Origin of the sequence: Rhodococcus sp. 06-221-2, assembly GCF_002258365.1 — a bacterium.
In the GTDB taxonomy this organism is placed as follows: Bacteria; Actinomycetota; Actinomycetes; order Mycobacteriales; family Mycobacteriaceae; genus Rhodococcoides; species Rhodococcoides fascians.
In genome coordinates, this window is the sequence record NZ_NOYJ01000035.1 from 350,072 (window position 1) to 365,873 (window position 15,802).

General features: G+C 62.1%; 12 protein-coding genes. 9 read left to right on the forward strand and 3 right to left on the reverse strand.

The window, feature by feature from the left end; translation table 11 throughout:
• Positions 1-310: 310 nt before the first annotated feature.
• Positions 311-1,447, forward strand: a complete 1,137-nt coding sequence (locus CH281_RS23370) for a glycosyltransferase (protein WP_094695788.1) — start codon at positions 311-313, stop codon at positions 1,445-1,447.
• On the opposite strand, the gene CH281_RS23375 is transcribed toward CH281_RS23370, so the two are convergent.
• Positions 1,375-2,355 carry a glycosyltransferase family 2 protein gene (locus tag CH281_RS23375; protein ID WP_094695626.1) on the reverse strand — a complete coding sequence of 327 codons (981 nt, stop codon included), beginning with the start codon at positions 2,353-2,355 and terminating at the stop codon, positions 1,375-1,377. The two genes, CH281_RS23370 and CH281_RS23375, sit on opposite strands and share 73 nt — an antisense overlap.
• Positions 2,352-3,056, reverse strand: coding sequence for an acyltransferase (locus CH281_RS23380; protein ID WP_032372011.1), 705 nt, complete (start codon positions 3,054-3,056; stop codon positions 2,352-2,354). The genes CH281_RS23375 and CH281_RS23380 overlap by 4 nt, the downstream gene beginning before the upstream one ends.
• Before the next feature lie 324 nt (positions 3,057-3,380).
• Here CH281_RS23380 and CH281_RS23385 point away from each other — a divergent pair, with 324 nt between their 5' ends.
• The 8 genes from CH281_RS23385 to CH281_RS23420 all read left to right on the forward strand — a co-directional run bounded on the left by CH281_RS23385 (position 3,381) and on the right by CH281_RS23420 (position 13,590).
• Positions 3,381-5,522, forward strand: coding sequence for an acyltransferase family protein (locus tag CH281_RS23385; protein WP_179274272.1), 2,142 nt, complete (start codon positions 3,381-3,383; stop codon positions 5,520-5,522).
• Positions 5,523-5,588: 66 nt separating this feature from the next.
• Complete coding sequence (locus tag CH281_RS23390; RefSeq protein WP_094695628.1) at positions 5,589-6,452, forward strand: TylF/MycF/NovP-related O-methyltransferase; 864 nt, start codon at positions 5,589-5,591, stop codon at positions 6,450-6,452.
• Between the two features lie 56 nt (positions 6,453-6,508).
• Complete coding sequence (locus CH281_RS23395; protein ID WP_179274273.1) at positions 6,509-7,909, forward strand: polysaccharide biosynthesis tyrosine autokinase; 1,401 nt, start codon at positions 6,509-6,511, stop codon at positions 7,907-7,909.
• Between the two features lie 55 nt (positions 7,910-7,964).
• Positions 7,965-9,296 carry an O-antigen ligase family protein gene (locus CH281_RS23400; protein WP_179274274.1) on the forward strand — a complete coding sequence of 444 codons (1,332 nt, stop codon included), beginning with the start codon at positions 7,965-7,967 and terminating at the stop codon, positions 9,294-9,296.
• A 65-nt stretch (positions 9,297-9,361) separates the two neighbouring features.
• Positions 9,362-10,558, forward strand: a complete 1,197-nt coding sequence (locus CH281_RS23405; RefSeq protein ID WP_179274275.1) for a glycosyltransferase family 4 protein — start codon at positions 9,362-9,364, stop codon at positions 10,556-10,558.
• Positions 10,555-11,787 (forward strand): hypothetical protein, encoded by a 1,233-nt coding sequence (locus CH281_RS23410; RefSeq protein WP_143544854.1) that lies wholly within the window; start codon positions 10,555-10,557, stop codon positions 11,785-11,787. The genes CH281_RS23405 and CH281_RS23410 overlap by 4 nt, the downstream gene beginning before the upstream one ends.
• Positions 11,784-12,878 (forward strand): glycosyltransferase family 4 protein, encoded by a 1,095-nt coding sequence (locus tag CH281_RS23415; RefSeq protein WP_094695633.1) that lies wholly within the window; start codon positions 11,784-11,786, stop codon positions 12,876-12,878. Before CH281_RS23410 ends, CH281_RS23415 begins: the two co-directional genes overlap by 4 nt.
• A gap of 4 nt (positions 12,879-12,882) precedes the next feature.
• Positions 12,883-13,590 (forward strand): SGNH/GDSL hydrolase family protein, encoded by a 708-nt coding sequence (locus CH281_RS23420; protein WP_143544855.1) that lies wholly within the window; start codon positions 12,883-12,885, stop codon positions 13,588-13,590.
• A 525-nt stretch (positions 13,591-14,115) separates the two neighbouring features.
• Here the strand turns inward: CH281_RS23420 and CH281_RS23430 are convergent.
• Positions 14,116-14,934 (reverse strand): SGNH/GDSL hydrolase family protein, encoded by an 819-nt coding sequence (locus CH281_RS23430; RefSeq protein WP_094695636.1) that lies wholly within the window; start codon positions 14,932-14,934, stop codon positions 14,116-14,118.
• Positions 14,935-15,802 lie beyond the last annotated feature (868 nt).

Here is a 15,802-nt window from a genome sequence, read left to right on the forward strand (position 1 = left end):
ACAGCTAGGGCGGACGTCCTTCACCTTCGAGGAACCCCGGCACGCTGGAACAAACCGCGGGTCCCTCGAAAGAACCGCAATGAAACTTCCGGGCTCGCAAAACTGCCCACTAGACAGAATTGATTCTGTTAAGAGTACCTTTAAAAACCGACACCGAGTTCACGAAATCGGTTTGTGCACGCAATGTTTCGTTTTCACAGGTTGTACGGACAAAAGCGTTGCTGCGTGTATAACATCGCTTTCAAATTGCTATGTCGAATGTCAGCGATTCGACGAGCGCACTGGTATGTCGACGCTCAGTGGGAGCACCATGACTCGTACGGTCGCCATCATCGGCACACGGGGATACCCGAGTTTTTACGGCGGTTTCGAGACTTTGGTCCGACATCTGGCCCCCTACCTGGCCGATCACGGCTGGAACGTGGTTGTGTACGGCCGTGAAAAGGCGTTGAGCACCAACCCGATCGACATGGATTCTCGTGTGCGTTCCGTGGTGACCCCTGGCATCGACAGCAAGTCGGCCAGCACCATCACGTACGGGGCCACGTCGTCGATCCATGCGGTGGCGACGAAACCCGATGCGGCACTGGTAATGAACGTGGCAAACGGCTTCTGGTTGCCGTTGCTTCGGCTTCGCAAAATCCCCACGTTGGTCAATGTCGACGGAATCGAGTGGGAACGGGAGAAGTGGGGACGCATAGCCAAGGCGATCTTCGCCATCGGCGGCCGTGCGACAGCGCGGTACGCGACCACTCTCATCTACGACTCCCGGGCGCTGGGTGTTCGATGGGAGGAACTCTCCGGCCGGGTTGGTGTATTCATTCCGTACGGCGGCGATCCTCGAACCGGAGACGATCCGCCCGACGGTCTCGCGCGCCGGAAGTACATTCTGATGGTGGCTCGCTTTGTTCCCGAGAACACCATCGGACCGTTCTTGGACGCGATCGAAACACTCTGCGAGCGTTGGCAAGTGGTGATCGTCGGTTCGTCAGGGTACGGCGGTGCCCTGGAGGAGCGGGTGGCCGACATAGCCGCCCGAGAGACCAACGTGCGGTGGTACGGGCACCTCAGTGACGACGACATGCTGTTCTCATTATGGGAGAACGCCGGTGCGTACTTCCACGGGCACAGCGTGGGAGGAACGAACCCTGCGTTGGTTCAAGCCATGGCCTGCGGTGCGCCGGTGGTCGCACGCGACACCGTCTACAACCGTGAGGTTCTCGGCGACGGAGCGGTGTTCGTCGACCCGGATCCGCGGTGCATCAGCGCCGGACTCGAAACCGTGCTGGACGACAGCGAACTACAACAGGAGTTGAGCACAGAATCGATCCGCCGTGCTCACGACCACTACACCTGGGAACGAGTCTGTGCCGATTACGATCGAGCGCTGCGCGACCACCTGTCGTCGGCGGACGCCGTCAGTGCCCGGAACACCGCGTTGGAGTGACGAGTGAAATCTCCGGCTGCGCCATGTAATTCGGCCGATCGATGCAACAGAGACTGCAACAGGAAGACGACGGCCCGGAACCGTAGACCACATCCCACCACGAGCGCCCACACGATTCGCTGCAGGCGCGACTCGGCAAGGTCTGCGCGGTAGAACTCGTAAAGATTGAGCACCCAGGCGGAGTTGGTGCCTGCCTCCGGCGCACCGTTGCTGCTGCCCACCAGATGTTGCGCATGTGCGAGCGGCTGGATCAACACCACGCCCCCTGCGCGGCCTACGCGCCAGCAGAATTCGATGTCCTCGGCGTACATGAACCACCGCTCGGTCAATCCGCCTACTCGCCACCACGTTTCGGAATCGACCATCAGGCAGGCACCGGTCACCCAGTCGGTGGAGACCACGACCTCCCCGACGTCCGAGGGCAGCAAATAGTGCCCCTGCAACCGCGTCCGGCCCCGCGAGAGCCGGGAGATCCCGAAATAGTGACTGGCCATCGCCCAGATCGTGGGCATTCGGCCGGCTGCCATCACGCGCACGCCGCCGGTATGGATGACGGGCGCGACGATCCCGCCGTGGGTCGACGGCACCGTCCTGGCCAGAACCACTACGTCCTCGACGGCGATGACGGCATCGGGATTGAGCAGCATGATGTTCAGGCCGGTGGCTGCTTCCGCAGCTCTGTTGACACCCTTGGCGAATCCGAGGTTGCGCTCGCCCGCGATCACGCGCACGGCGGGCCAATTCCGCTCGATCAGCGGCACCGTCTCATCCGTCGAGGCGTTGTCGTACACGATGATTTCCATCTCGCCGTCCCGTCCGTGCCCCGCTTCGAGCGCGTCGAGGCATGCGGAGATTACGTGCGCACTGTTGTAGGTGACGATCAGAACCGAGACCTCGGGTCGAGTCATGTGGCGGTGTGTTCGCGGGCCTTGATCAACCGGGCCGGCACGCCTCCCACGATTGTGTAGGGCGCAACGTCTTTGGTGACCACCGAACCGGAGCCGACGATAGCGCCTTCACCGATAGTGACCCCGCGGGTGATCACGCAGCCCGCCCCGATCCACGTGTCCGCTCCGATGACCGTCGGGCTCCGGAGGTAACCCTGCCTGTTCATGGGCACCGACATGTCGGCGAAACCGTGATCCTCACTGAAAATCGACACATGGGGCCCGATCATGGCGTTGTCCCCGATGGTGATCCCGCCCTGACCCCAGATCACGTTGTACATCCCCACCGCGACCCCCTCGCCGATCACGACGCCGACACCGGGTTCCGAGATAACACCCGATCCGTTGATCGACGACCCACGACCCACAGTGGTCCTGTCGCCGAACGTGATTCCATGTGCCGAGTGCGCGTCGATGGCCACGCCGTCGCCGAATACCACGGCGGTGCCCACGCGCAGTTTGGCTGCGTTGCGCACCTTCACGCCGCGGCCCCGAAAGTGCAGTGCCGGTCCCCTCAAATAGGGCAGACCCAGCAGTTGCCCCCGTAGCGCCTGACCGACTCGATCGACCACGAAGGTCAACAAGGCCGTAGAAGGAATGTCGTCGGGCATTCGCCTCCGACGCAGCTTCCAGTAGATGGTGTCGATCAACGCGTGCAGCATCTTGCACTCCTTAGAACGCAATTCGGTGCGCTCACGGTAACCGTCCACGCCAGGATCGGCACCCTGTTCGTACGCTATGAGCTTGGCGAACCATTCTGTCGCACAACATGAACCAGATATGCATCATCAGACGACGGTAAGAAACAACCAACATGAAGGTTAGCGGGCCATTCGCTGGACCACCCTGAAGGCATACTGCCTTCTAACCGCCGTTCGGATCGTTGACGGTTTCCGTGTTCGCTTACCAAAGCTCCGAATCCGGCTAGTATTCGCTTCACCGACCGGGGTTTTCCGGAAGTCACGCACATGCCTCGAGGACTGCAGATGTCACTGCACGAAAGGAAAGCCGGCCGACCTCCGGCGGTTTCGACGCCACCCAGTATTCCCGGCAAGTCCAACGACTTCGGATTCCTGCTCGACATTCAGGGTTTGCGGATGATCGCTGTGACGTTCGCGATTTTGCATCACGTCGTTCGTTGGCCCGAAGGCGGATACGTCGGCGTGGACATGTTCTTCGTCATTTCCGGGTTCCTCATCACGAGCCTGCTACTGCGAGAGGGAATGCGTTACGGCCGGGTGTCCATAGCGAACTTCTATCGCAGACGTGCCCGCCGGATCCTGCCCCTTGCACTACTGGTCCTGGGCGCAACTCTGACCGCGTCGTACGTACTGGTTGTCACCAGCAGGTTCGAGGCGATCGTGGTCGATACGTGGTGGTCGGCTGCGTTCATGATGAATTGGCATTTGATCTCGGTCGAGACGGACTACTTTCAGACGGCGTTGCCGCACTCTCCGTTGCAGCACTACTGGTCTCTCGCCGTCGAGGAACAGTTCTACGTGGTGTGGCCTCTACTCATGGTCGGCCTGCTCTTCATCGCTACGAGATGGCGAAAGAACCTGCCGCTGCGGCCGTTCGTCGGCGGATTCGCTGTGGTCGCGATTGCGGTGTCGTTCCTCTGGGCCATGGACGAGAGCGTCGCCAGCCCCACCGCGGCCTACTTCTCCACCTTCAGCCGGGTGTGGCAACTGGCAGCCGGGGCATTGCTGGCATCCATTGCGCCGATCTTCCACCGGATGCCCGTGTGGCTCCGGTCCGCCATGGCGGTCACCGGCCTAGTCGGAATCTTCTATTCCGAGTTCACCTTCGAGGTCACGTACACCATCCCTGCGCCCTACGGCGTCGTCCCCGTCGTGGCCACGTGTCTGGTAATCGCAGCGGGTATCGGATCCACCGGCCTGGCCGTGACGAAACCGCTTCGGCTAAAACCCGTGGTGTACATCGGTGCCATCTCGTACTCGTTGTATCTGTGGCACTGGCCCCTCGTCGTGCTTCTCCTCACCGTCATGAATGTGGGCATCACGTACTACGTCACCGTCATCGTGTGCACCGTTCTGCTATCCGTGGCGTCCTACCACCTGGTGGAGAAAGCCGTCCTCGACTCGGACTTCCTGGCTCCCCGATCGAGACGCCCCGGGCACCGCTCCGTTGCGAGCGACAGTCACGACGGTCAACGCGTGTTCGTAGCCGCGCTGGGGGCAGTCATGGTCTTTCTCCTGGTCGCCCTGTTCAATCAGCCGTCCGTCGTGCTACCCGCGAGCGGGCCCGCCCCGGTTCTCGCCGCAGCATACGTCGAAGAGGACCGCGACCCGCTCGAGGCCGCCATCGTGGAGTCGCTCGATGCCACGTCCTTTCCGGTCACAACTCCCCCGCTCGACGACGTCGAGAGCGGTAAACCGGTCGAGATGAGCCCGGAGGCCGGGTGCTTGGATCCCCCGGAACTGAGCCTCGATGTGTGCAATTACGGACCTCCCGACGCGCCTCGTTCTGCGATCGTCGTTGGCGACTCCTTCTCGGCTTCCTGGCTGCCCGCCATCGTCGGAGCGTTGGTTCCCAACGGCTTTCGGGTGCACGGCATGGGACTCAACAACTGCCCGTTCGTCGCCTCCGATGTGACCATCGGCGTGGACGAGCAATCCACCGACCGATGCAACTCCAGCCGCGACGAGATGGTCGATCAGATCAACACCGCCCGGCCCAGCATGGTGGTGATGGTGGATATGGAATACGGAATCCAGGCCATGGTGGAGAACAAGGGCTCGGCGCAGGCGTGGACAGCCGCGCGCACCGCGATCATCGAGCGGATCGCGCCCAGCGATGCCGCCGTCGTGATCCTCACCCCGAACCCACTCGGCAAGGCCGCCACGGAATGCGCGGGCAGGCTGGCCGTTCCATCCAATTGCGTCAGCACCATTTCCGAGAACTGGCTGACCAAACGCAGCGCCGACAAGGCAGCCGCACAACAAACGGGAGCCACGTTGATCGACACTCGTTCCTGGTTCTGCTATCGCAACACGTGCCCATTGGTCGTATCCGGCATAGTAATCAGCTGGGATACCGGTCACATCACCCGACAATACGGCGAATACCTGATTCCCAGAATGCAAGAAGCGTTGCTACCGACCTGAATTGTCCCGCCACGAATATCGTTCTTGCACCCGACGAGTCACGTAATGCGTTGCTATGGTTTGCCAATGACGACGGAAGTCACCGATATCGACTCGGTCAGAGGTCTTTATCTGAACACGGTCAAACGCGCTTTGACGGGCGCTCTGGCGGAAGACAACGATTCGGTGCTGGGCGGCGTTCGGTGGCAGGGAAATCCATCGCTACCCAAACGATTGGCGAGCTCCTTCGCCCATGCGGCCGGCCGATTCGGTGTCGAGATTGCGATCAAGAAACCGTACGACGAGCGCGAGCGAGAATCCGGCCTCGACTGGCCGTCCCGGGCAGAGTCCATGATCGGTCTGCGCCGGATGACCAACATCGAGGAGTGCGTCGCAACGATCGTCTCGGACGGGGTCCCCGGTGATCTGATCGAGACCGGCGTATGGCGCGGCGGCGCATCGATTTTCATGAAGGCGAACTTGGTCGCCTGGGGTGACCGGAGTCGGACCGTATGGGTTGCGGATTCGTTCGAGGGACTCCCGCCCCCGGACGCCACCCGGTATCCCGCCGACGCGGGCGATCGCAACCATCAACTCGGCGGCCTCGCGGTGGGCCCCCGCACAGTGCAGCACAACTTCGAGCGATACGGCCTTCTGGACGAGCGAGTGCAATTTCTCGTGGGGTGGTTCAAGGACACGCTTCCGACCGCACCGATCGATGCGCTGGCGCTGATGCGACTCGACGGCGACATGTACGAGTCGACGATTCAAGCTCTGGAGTCGTTGTACCCCAAGCTCTCACCGGGCGGGTTCTGCATCGTGGACGACTATGGAAGTCATTCCTCTCAGGCCGGACAAGCTGTCCGGGACTACCGCCGGACTCACTCGATTCAGGACGAGATCATCGACATCGACGGTTCCGGCGCATTCTGGCGACGCACCGTTCCCTGATCGCTCTGCACACAACACCGAAGTTCGAGGGTCTGCAGTTCGAGGGAGAGATGCGAATGACAGTTCGCCGGTACGCTGCGGCGCTGCGCGCGCGGTGGCTCGTCATCGTTGCCACGACCATCGTCGGCACCCTGATCGCTGTCGTGTTCTCGCTCGTGTCCACACCGATGTATCAATCGACCACGCAATTCTTCGTCACGACGACGGCGGTGTCACCCAGCGACGTTTACCAGAACAACTTGGCATCTCAGCAGCGAGTCGTCTCCTACACCGAGTTGCTCACCGGCCGGGAGTTGGCTCGTCGTGTCGTCGACCAGCTCGGGCTGCCCATGAGCCCGGACGAACTGACCGACCGCATCACCGCCACCGCAAAGCCCAACTCGGTTCTGCTCGACGCGTCCGTGGTCGATTCGTCTCCAGCTCAGGCCCGCGACATCGCCAACGCCATCGGCGAGCTGTTTCCCACCCTGGTGGGCGAACTGGAGAAGCCTGTCGACGGGGGCACGGCCAGCGCTGCGGTGACCGTGGCCGAGACCGCGGAGGCATCGACCACACCGGTCTCGCCCAAAAAGGTCCGCAACGTTGCCCTCGGATTCGTCCTCGGACTTCTGGTCGGCATCGCGGGCGCACTGGTTCGCGACAGGATGGACAACACCGTCAAGGAACCCGACGAACTCCAGGCGCTGACCGACAGCGTGCTCATCGGGTCAATCCCGTTGGACAAGAAGATCCGTGACACCCCTCCCATCGACTTCGGTTCGTCCACCGCGCCCATCGCCGAGGCGTTCCGTCAACTGCGGATGAACCTCAAATTCCTTTCGGTCGACAATCCGCCCCGCATACTGCTGGTCACCAGTTGCATTGCGGGCGAGGGTAAATCGACCACTGCCGTCAACCTTGCCCTCTCGCTCGCGGAATCCGGTAACCGGGTCGTCCTTGTCGATGCCGACCTGCGACGGCCACACATTGCTGACTACCTCGGCATTGTCGGCTCGGTAGGTGTCAGTTCCGTGCTCGCACACGACGCCGGTCTCGACGAGGTGGTGCAGACAACCGGCCACACCGATCTGTGGGCACTGGGTTCGGGCCCGGCCCCGCCCAATCCGAGCGAATTGCTGGGAAGCTCGACCGCCCAATCACTTCTGCGCGATCTGGGGCGGGCCTTCGACTACGTGGTGGTGGATTCGCCTCCCCTGTTGCCGGTCACCGACGCCGCCACTCTCGCCACGCAATGCGACGGCACCATCCTGGTCACGCGGTACGGAGACACCCGCCGCGAGGAGTTGACCCGTGCTGCGGCCAACCTCGAGAACGTGGGTGCCTCGTTGCTCGGTGTGGTCATGTCGATGGTCCCGGCAACGGGACGTGGGCGAGATCAGTACGGCTACGACTTCGAGCCCGGTCGAGTGCCGACACCGCCGACGCAATCGGCACCCGTGCGCACCAACCGGCACTGACTCGATGTTCCTCACCGGGCGAGTAGGCCGCAAAGCAGGCCCATCTTCTGCAGAATTGACAGGACTCGTCTGCGCTGCCTCCGTCGTCGTATACCTGGCGCTGGCCGTTCCCACGATCGCCTCGATCACGCTGGCTGCGGCGATTGCTGCTGTCCTCGCTGTCGGATCCTTGAGAAGCATGGAATGGGCATGGTGCGTCTTCTTCTTCGCGTTGTGCTCCAACGGTGTTCAGGTGACGGTCGCAGGGCTGAGCATTCGTCCCGAGTACTTCGCAACACCGTTGTTCCTGCTCGCCCTGCACGCCCATGTACGGCGGAACCCGTCCGCGAGCGTCGGCAACTCACTCGGTCCGAGTCTCGTCCTCGGCGGGGTCGGGCTCATCGCAGTCGGACTCGCGTCTAGCATGGTCTTCGCTCTCGACCCCGGAGCGAGCCTGCGCATGGCCATCCAGCTGCTCGTCGCGCTCGTCGCGGTGGTTCCACTGGTCACGTCGGCTCTCGACCTGAGGTTCTTGGTCCGTTCCGGCACAACCATTCTCGGGTTCATCTGCGTCGTGAGCATCGCTGCCTTCGTACTCGATCCAAGTACCCGCATCGACGGCCTGGCCTTCGAGTACAACATCATGGGCTGCTTGTGCTTCGGATGGCTGGGCATCGTCTACTACTTCGCCGGTACACCGGCCGTGACGAAAAGCATTCTGGTGATGACTATTCCGATCACCATCGCACTGATACTGACGTCCACCAGATCGGCCTGGATTGCCCTTGCGCTCCTCGCCGTCTGCGTCTTGTTCCGTTGCGTCAAGCGTTATCCCACAGCCGTAGTCTCGGCGGTGGCCGCGTTCACCCTCGTCGCCTTCTACCTGCAGGACGTGTATTACCGCGTGGGTGACGAGGACACGTTTCTGTGGCGCGTGGTCCACGTGATCGACACACAGAGCGGGACCGGTGCCTACCGCGTCCAACTGTGGAACAACGCGATCGATCAAATTGCCGCACGCGGCTGGGGCGCGTCGTCGTTCGGAACCGGACTGAACACGTTCTCGCAGTTCAACCCCGTCGACCCGACCAATACCGGCCCCGCTTATCTCAGCTCGATGTGGCTGTCACTTCTGTACGACGTGGGCTTCGTGGGCTCGGCCTTCTTCGCCGTCTTCGCCGTCTCACTGTTCCTGGCCGCCCGAGACAAAGCGCACGCCCTTCCCCTGTTTCTGGGATTGGCGATCTGCACATCCGTGACCAGCGTGATTTGGTTTGCATTCCCCTGGGTCTTCCTCGCACTGACGGCGACCACACCGATTCGGAACGCAGAGACGCATGCCCGGACGCCGGCGTCCCACGGATCGCCGCGACGGCGCAGACGGCACCGCCTCGCGGGGACGCGATGACCTTCACGGCGTCCGATGGTCGACCGCGTGCAATCGTGTTGTCCTCGTTCACGGTTCACCCGGACATGCCCAGCGAACCGGGGATCGGCTGGCAGTTCTTGATCGCCACCCTCGAGCACGCTCGAACCGTTGATGCAACGGTGGTTCTGGTGACGATGCGCCGTTCTGCCCAAGCCTGCGCCGGGCGGGTTCCGGCCGAGCTCGAGCAGCACCTCGAGATCGTCACCGTCGAGATTCCGCTGGCACCGCCGTTCTTTCGATGGCACTATCCTCGGTTCACCCGGCTCGAGCACGAACTATGGGTTCGACTGGCTGTCAGACACATTCGCGAGATCGAGCGGAGACACTCGGTGGTCTACGCGCATCACGTGACGTTCGCATCGGAGATTCTCTCGACACCGATCACCAGAATGTCACCGAACACCTACAAGGTCTGGGGGCCGGTCGGGGCGGGCGGCGTCGCCGCGGTATTCGCCATTTCGCCCACCTCGCCCGCATCACGTCGACAGAGGATTCTGCAGACGGTTCGGGACCGTGTGGCATCGATTCCGGCGACGCGCATCGCGCGGCAATGCGATCTGGTACTCGCGCAGAACGGAGCGATGGAAGCGACTGTGGGACACATTGATACCCAGTTCCGGCGGTTTCCCAATGTCGTCGTTGATCTTCCCACCGCACGGCCCTCTCGGGCCGACCACGACGGAATCGAGATCCTCGTGGTCGGGCACCTCATCACGCGCAAGCGGCAAGAACTGGCGATCGAGGCGTTGGCGTCGACCATGCTGCAGAACGCCCACCTGCACATCGTGGGCTTCGACAGTACGAGCCACGGCGCGTACCTGCGCAGAAGGGCACAGATTCTGGGCGTGCACGATCGAGTGACCTTCCACGGATCCCTTGACCGCGCAGCGGTATTGGACATGATGGTCCAATCGGATGTGTTGATGCATCCCTCAGGTCGGGAAGGTGCAAGCGGCGTCGTGGGCGAGGCGGCCTCGTGCGGACTACCGGTAGTGTGCTTCGAGCGAACCGGTGCCAGCTCGGTGCTCGAGGATTCGGGAACGTCCGGGGTCGTGCTCGCTGCCGACCCGACGACCACCCGGGACATGTTGGCGGCGGCCATCGTCCGGGCATCCACCATGCCGCGCATCAGCACGACGCAGTGGGCCAAGCAGCGGTTCGTCGACCTCGCCGCGCAGCTCTACGCCGAGGGGCTGGCATTCAGCACAGTGATGTCCGGCCGGGTAGGTCGGCCACGATGACCGGGAGCCCCTCGGTGGAGAACTCGGCCGTCACCCGAGCCAGCATACTGGTCCGCACTCTCGATCAAGGTTTGTGGTCACTCGGCTTCTTCGTCTTCAACGTCACGGCCGGTGTGTCGTTGACTGTCGGCGAATTCGCTTCGCTGTCGGTCGGTGCCGCACTGGGTTTCATCGCCGTCGGGACCTCACGAGCGTGGGGGATCTACGCCCCCATCGTCGACGCAGCACGAATAGGTATCAGCCCCGAGGATTCCATCGACCGGTGGTCGAGTTGGCGCGGAACCCTTTTCTTCGCGACTGTGGTCGGTGTTGCTTCGTTCGCGTGGACAAGCCACGGCGGCGATTGGGGCTATGCCGCCGCGGTGGGAGCTCTGGCAGCGACGATGGTGATCTCCGATCTCCCGCGTCAGGTGCTCATCATCCGTGGCAGCTACTCGCATGCGGCACTGTTGGCGGGGCTCTACGCCGTCGGCGCACTCCTCGCTGCGGGAACGATCGCGCTCGGTGTCGACAACAGTGCGCTGCTGCCGATCTGGTTCTGTACGTTGCTGATCGTGCTCGCGGCCGGGCTCGTCTTCTGCGGCACAGCCACATCCACCAGTAAGTCCGATTCGCACTTCGCCATCGCGTGGCGGATCACCGCAGAGGCCGTCTACCTGGGATTCGGAAGCCAGATCGCCACACTGCTGCTGTATCTGATTCAGGACGACACTGCCACTGCCGGGATCCGGTTCGCCTATTCACTGGTGTTCGCGCCGGCGTTCGTGATCATCCAGAGCATCCAGCCGTTGATCTTCAAACAGTTCGCCACACTCAGCGCGCAGGGAACCCGTGCAGTACTCGCGGTCTCGGTGCGCTGGAACATCGCGGTGGCCCTCGGCCTCGGCGCGTGTGGGGTGGTGGGTTACACGGCGCTTTCGACGCTGTTCTCCGACATCGGTCCCGCCGCTGCGCTGCCGTACGTGGTTCCGGTGGGAATGGCGATCCTGTCTGCGCAGACCTTCGAGGTGGCACTGATGGCCACCCGATTCTTCGTCGGCCCTGTGTTCACACATCGAGCCCGACTGGCCTCGGTGCTCGTCGACGTAGGTAGCCAAACGACCGGCGTATTCGTCGGCGGTGCAGCAGGTTTGGTGTGGACGTTGATAGTCCTGAGCGGACTACGCATCGCGGTGGCGGTGGCGGTGCTCGTCGTACTGCCCCGACGCGACAGAACGGAGACGACATGAGGGTCCTGTTCGATGGGTATTACTGGTTCGACGGTCCCCCCGCCGGCATCGTCATCACACACGAGAAGATCGCGGCGTGGCGACGCGAGTTTCCGGGCGACGTACTGACCGTGGCGCTGCGGCGCAGTCCCACAGCGGCGGAGGCGGCAGACTTGGAACGGCAAGGGGTGCGATGGGTCCGCACATACCTGCCTACGCAGCCACTGAAGAACATGGTGGAGCTGTCGCTTCGGGTACGCCTCGGCCCGTACGACATGGCGTGGGGATCCAATTATTCTCCACTGCTGGGTAAATCGGCCGTCTTCGTACACGATGCGCTGTTCCAATCCAACCCGGAGTGGTTCACTCGCATCGAGCGCATTTACCTGTCGCCGATCATGATTGCCGCCCGTTTCGCGACCGTGCTGTTCGTCAGTAGCAACAACGAGGCTGCCCGCATCGTTCAGCACAACCCTCGCCTGACGCCTACCGCAGTTACCGGCTTCGGCATCTCTCGTGCTTTGCTCGACGCCCATCCGCAACCACCTCCCGCACTCGACCTCCGCCCCGGCTCCTTCATGTTGTCCGTCGGTCGGTTGAATACCCGGAAGAATCTGGCAACAACACTTTCCGCAGCCGTGCGTTCGGGAGCGATCTCACCCAACCGCCCGTTCGTGGTCGTGGGTCCGGCCAACGGAAAGGCCGACCAGCTCGAGCAGGAGGTACTCGCTGCGATCGACGACGGCTCCATTCGTTACACCGGTTTCGTCGAGACCGAGCAGCTGGCGTGGCTGTATCGCAATACCGCACTGTTCGTATACCTCTCACTGAACGAGGGCTACGGTCTGCCTCCACTCGAGGCGCTACGCCTCGGGGCACCGGTGTTGGTGAGCGACCGCCCCATCTTTCGAGAATTGCTCGGTGAGTCGGTGCGGTATTGCGATCCCACCGACACGGAATCGGTAGCGCAGGCCATGGCAGTGAGCCTGTCCAGCGGTCCGCGCCCGCTGCCGTCCGGTTTCGAGTTTCCGTCGTGGGAGCACATGGTCCACACGATGCGGGTCGCGATGACCCATCCGAAAGGCGTGTCCCGACGGCGGTCGATCTCGTGACGCGGTGGCAAGCGGGGGCATCATGACGGCGCGCAGGACAGTGCTCATCTCGATCGCTGTCTCGGTGTTGGTCGTGGCGTTCAGCGGAATCGTTGGATGGCAGATCGGGTCGCGGTCCGAGGCTCCCCAGGCCGCAAAAACCCCACCCGTGTCCATTCCGGATTCCGTACCCGTGGTCGCATTCCTGGGTGACTCCTACAGCAAGGGCATCGGTGCGTCCTCGAATGGACGGCGCTGGACGACGCTCGTGTCGGCGGCGATGGGGTGGTCGGAGCTCAACCTCGCTGAGGGCGGCTCCGGATACACCACGAGCTATCTCGGGCAGAAGACCGACTACGGAATCAAACTGGATGTACTTGCCGCGGCCCAGCCGGACGTCGTCGTCGTGTCCGGTGGCCGCAACGATTACGAGGCCGGCACCGCGAGCGTCACCGGTGCCGTTGCATCATCGCTGTTCGCGGCCATCAAGGCTGCGGCACCGAACACGGAACTTATAGTCACCAGCCCGATCTGGGATTCGACCGAACCTCCGGCGGACTTCCCGACCCTGATCGACGGGGTGAAGGCCGCAACAACAAGCGCAGAGGGCAGATATCTCGATATCGGTGAGCCGCTGGCCGATCATCCCGACATGATCGACCCCGACGGCCTACATCCGAACAACGAGGGTCACCAAATAATCGCCAGCGCGGTCGTCAGTGCATTGGTGTGAGACTTGCCCGAATCAGTTGTTCGGGTTGGACCCACGACATGCGATATCTGGAACCACCATCGACTCGATGGCCATTCGTCAGTCCAACCATGGCGTGCCTGCTGGTAACAACGGCTCCTGTCAGAGCCAGTAACTCCCACAACGCAATCAGTTCGATGTTCGCGATGTGCCAAGATTTCAGATGTGCCAAGATTCCAGCTGCTCGAACGGCCGCGGGCACCCAGGGCGGAACCACGGCAAGAAGAGGCGCAATCCAACGTCCTTGACCTGCAGTTCACTCTCTGCGAGAACGACTTTCAGATCACAGACTTTGCAATCATTTTTTCCGCGGCTGAGGTGTGTGCAGCTGCGCGAGTCGATCCCACTCCCGGGTGTGTGTCCCCGGCAAGCGGGGCCATCTCATTATCAAGGCTCCCTGTCCACGAGCTGGGCGGGTAGTGCCATGGAGAAGGTGGCTGGACGAAGCCACAACCCTGCCGAGGACGTCGTGCGCAAACTGCGCCGTGATGACGAGCGCACTAACCGCTAGCTGACAGGACGGGGCGCTGACGGGCTGGATGCGGTTGGAGGAGTGGGCACCGAGCACCACTGATCGGGCCGTTCGCGATCAGGGAGACTGGCCAGTCCGAGTGTGCGAAGGCTGTCTTCGATTTTCCCGGACAGGTAGACCATTCCTTGATCGGTGGGGTGGAAGCGATCTGTACCGATGAGTGCTCGGTCGGGCCCCGAAAACCATCCCTCGGCAATGGGGTCGACGAACAGGCCGCCATGCTTGACAGTTGCCACCTTGATTCCATCGGCCATAGTGCGGGCCTTGGACATCGAGGAATCGCTGACGACGACCGGGCCGATGACCACCACGGGCACGTCAGGATTTTGTGACCGCAGGTATCCGAGATCTCTGTCCGCAGCAATACCTGCGGCCTGTGCGTCGGACTTCAGGTCGTTGAGTCCGTTGAAAAAGATTATGACGTCGGGTTTGCGGCCAAGCGCCCAGTCGATCCGCTCGCCGAATGTTGCTCGCCCGAGTGTCCATCCGCTGCCTCCGATCGGGTACCCACACTGTTCGTATCCCAGGCTCTCAGCCATCAGGGGCAGCCAGTTCGATCGGCCTCGGCCGCCCATGTCCGACCCGCCGGTGTAACTGTCACCGACAACGGCGACTAGTGGGCGAGCCATATGCTCGGCTGGTTCAGTGTCTATCGCATACGCCGGAAGCTCCTGGGCGGGCGGGGTCCGGCCTTCACGATGTATTGCATACGCACTAATTGCTGCCGTTACAGCAACCAGCGCGACCAGTACGAGGATCTGGTGCGTCCTGGATATTTTCTTCGGCAGGCCCATTCAGAGCATCATGCCGTACCAGATGGTGCGATGTGTCGTTGGTCCGTTGACTTGCCACTCCGCGGTCTATGTCAGACGGACGAAGTGAAATTCAACGTGCTGTTCAAGTCGGAGGTGATCGATGTTGCCGTCGCCTCGGATGATCGTCGACCATTAAGACGTCCGTCGTATGCAGTGATCATCGAACTACACGGGACACCGCAGGACCGTGTCGCATAGCGGGACTTTCCCGCTTGGGTCGGATCTAGCCACACCGAGGGCGTAGGCCTCTCTGGTAGATCACGATCACGAGCGCGGTCAGGTTGCCCGTCCTTCGAAGGTGCAGGTGTAAGGTCGCCAGGGACCGCGCAGGGCTTCGCGCGCAAACTCAAGCAAGATCACTTAGCATGCAAAGGTTAGCGCTGTGCGCGCTGGTCATTCTCGACGACGACGTCACCTACGACGGGCCGGACAACGCAGGGCCATCACGGAGATCTGTGTCGCAACGGAGTTTTACCTCCTATGCTGACCGGTTCGCTGCCACCGATGAGCGAACCGATCCGACCTACGTATGCATCCCCTACATCAATCTCCCGAAAACATCGACGGGCTCGCTGATGTCGTTTCATTACTGTTGTCGTTGGATTGCTGTTGGCGATCGGTGGCGTTTCCGAACGCCGCGACGCAGGTGATACCTGCCACTACGACCACCGCGCGAAACTTAGTCGGGAAAAGCGGCCGGCCGAAACCTCTGACGGTTGAGGTGAATCTGACCAAGTTCTAACGATTCTCTGCAATCGCGGGCTTTCGAAGCCGTCCCTACACGGTTTCGGCCCAAAAACAAGGGTCTACGACCGAGACGAACGCCTTCACTCCACTCTCAGGATTG

What these genes read in the sequence shown, in the direction of transcription:
- CH281_RS23370 (WP_094695788.1), top strand. Translation starts at nt 311, where the DNA reads ATGACTCGTACGGTCGCCATCATCGGCACACGGGGATACCCGAGTTTT.
- CH281_RS23375 (WP_094695626.1), bottom strand. Translation starts at nt 2,355, where the DNA reads ATGACTCGACCCGAGGTCTCGGTTCTGATCGTCACCTACAACAGTGCG.
- CH281_RS23380 (WP_032372011.1), bottom strand. Translation starts at nt 3,056, where the DNA reads ATGCTGCACGCGTTGATCGACACCATCTACTGGAAGCTGCGTCGGAGG.
- CH281_RS23385 (WP_179274272.1), top strand. Translation starts at nt 3,381, where the DNA reads ATGTCACTGCACGAAAGGAAAGCCGGCCGACCTCCGGCGGTTTCGACG.
- CH281_RS23390 (WP_094695628.1), top strand. Translation starts at nt 5,589, where the DNA reads ATGACGACGGAAGTCACCGATATCGACTCGGTCAGAGGTCTTTATCTG.
- CH281_RS23395 (WP_179274273.1), top strand. Translation starts at nt 6,509, where the DNA reads ATGACAGTTCGCCGGTACGCTGCGGCGCTGCGCGCGCGGTGGCTCGTC.
- CH281_RS23405 (WP_179274275.1), top strand. Translation starts at nt 9,362, where the DNA reads ATGCCCAGCGAACCGGGGATCGGCTGGCAGTTCTTGATCGCCACCCTC.
- CH281_RS23410 (WP_143544854.1), top strand. Translation starts at nt 10,555, where the DNA reads ATGACCGGGAGCCCCTCGGTGGAGAACTCGGCCGTCACCCGAGCCAGC.
- CH281_RS23415 (WP_094695633.1), top strand. Translation starts at nt 11,784, where the DNA reads ATGAGGGTCCTGTTCGATGGGTATTACTGGTTCGACGGTCCCCCCGCC.
- CH281_RS23430 (WP_094695636.1), bottom strand. Translation starts at nt 14,934, where the DNA reads ATGGGCCTGCCGAAGAAAATATCCAGGACGCACCAGATCCTCGTACTG.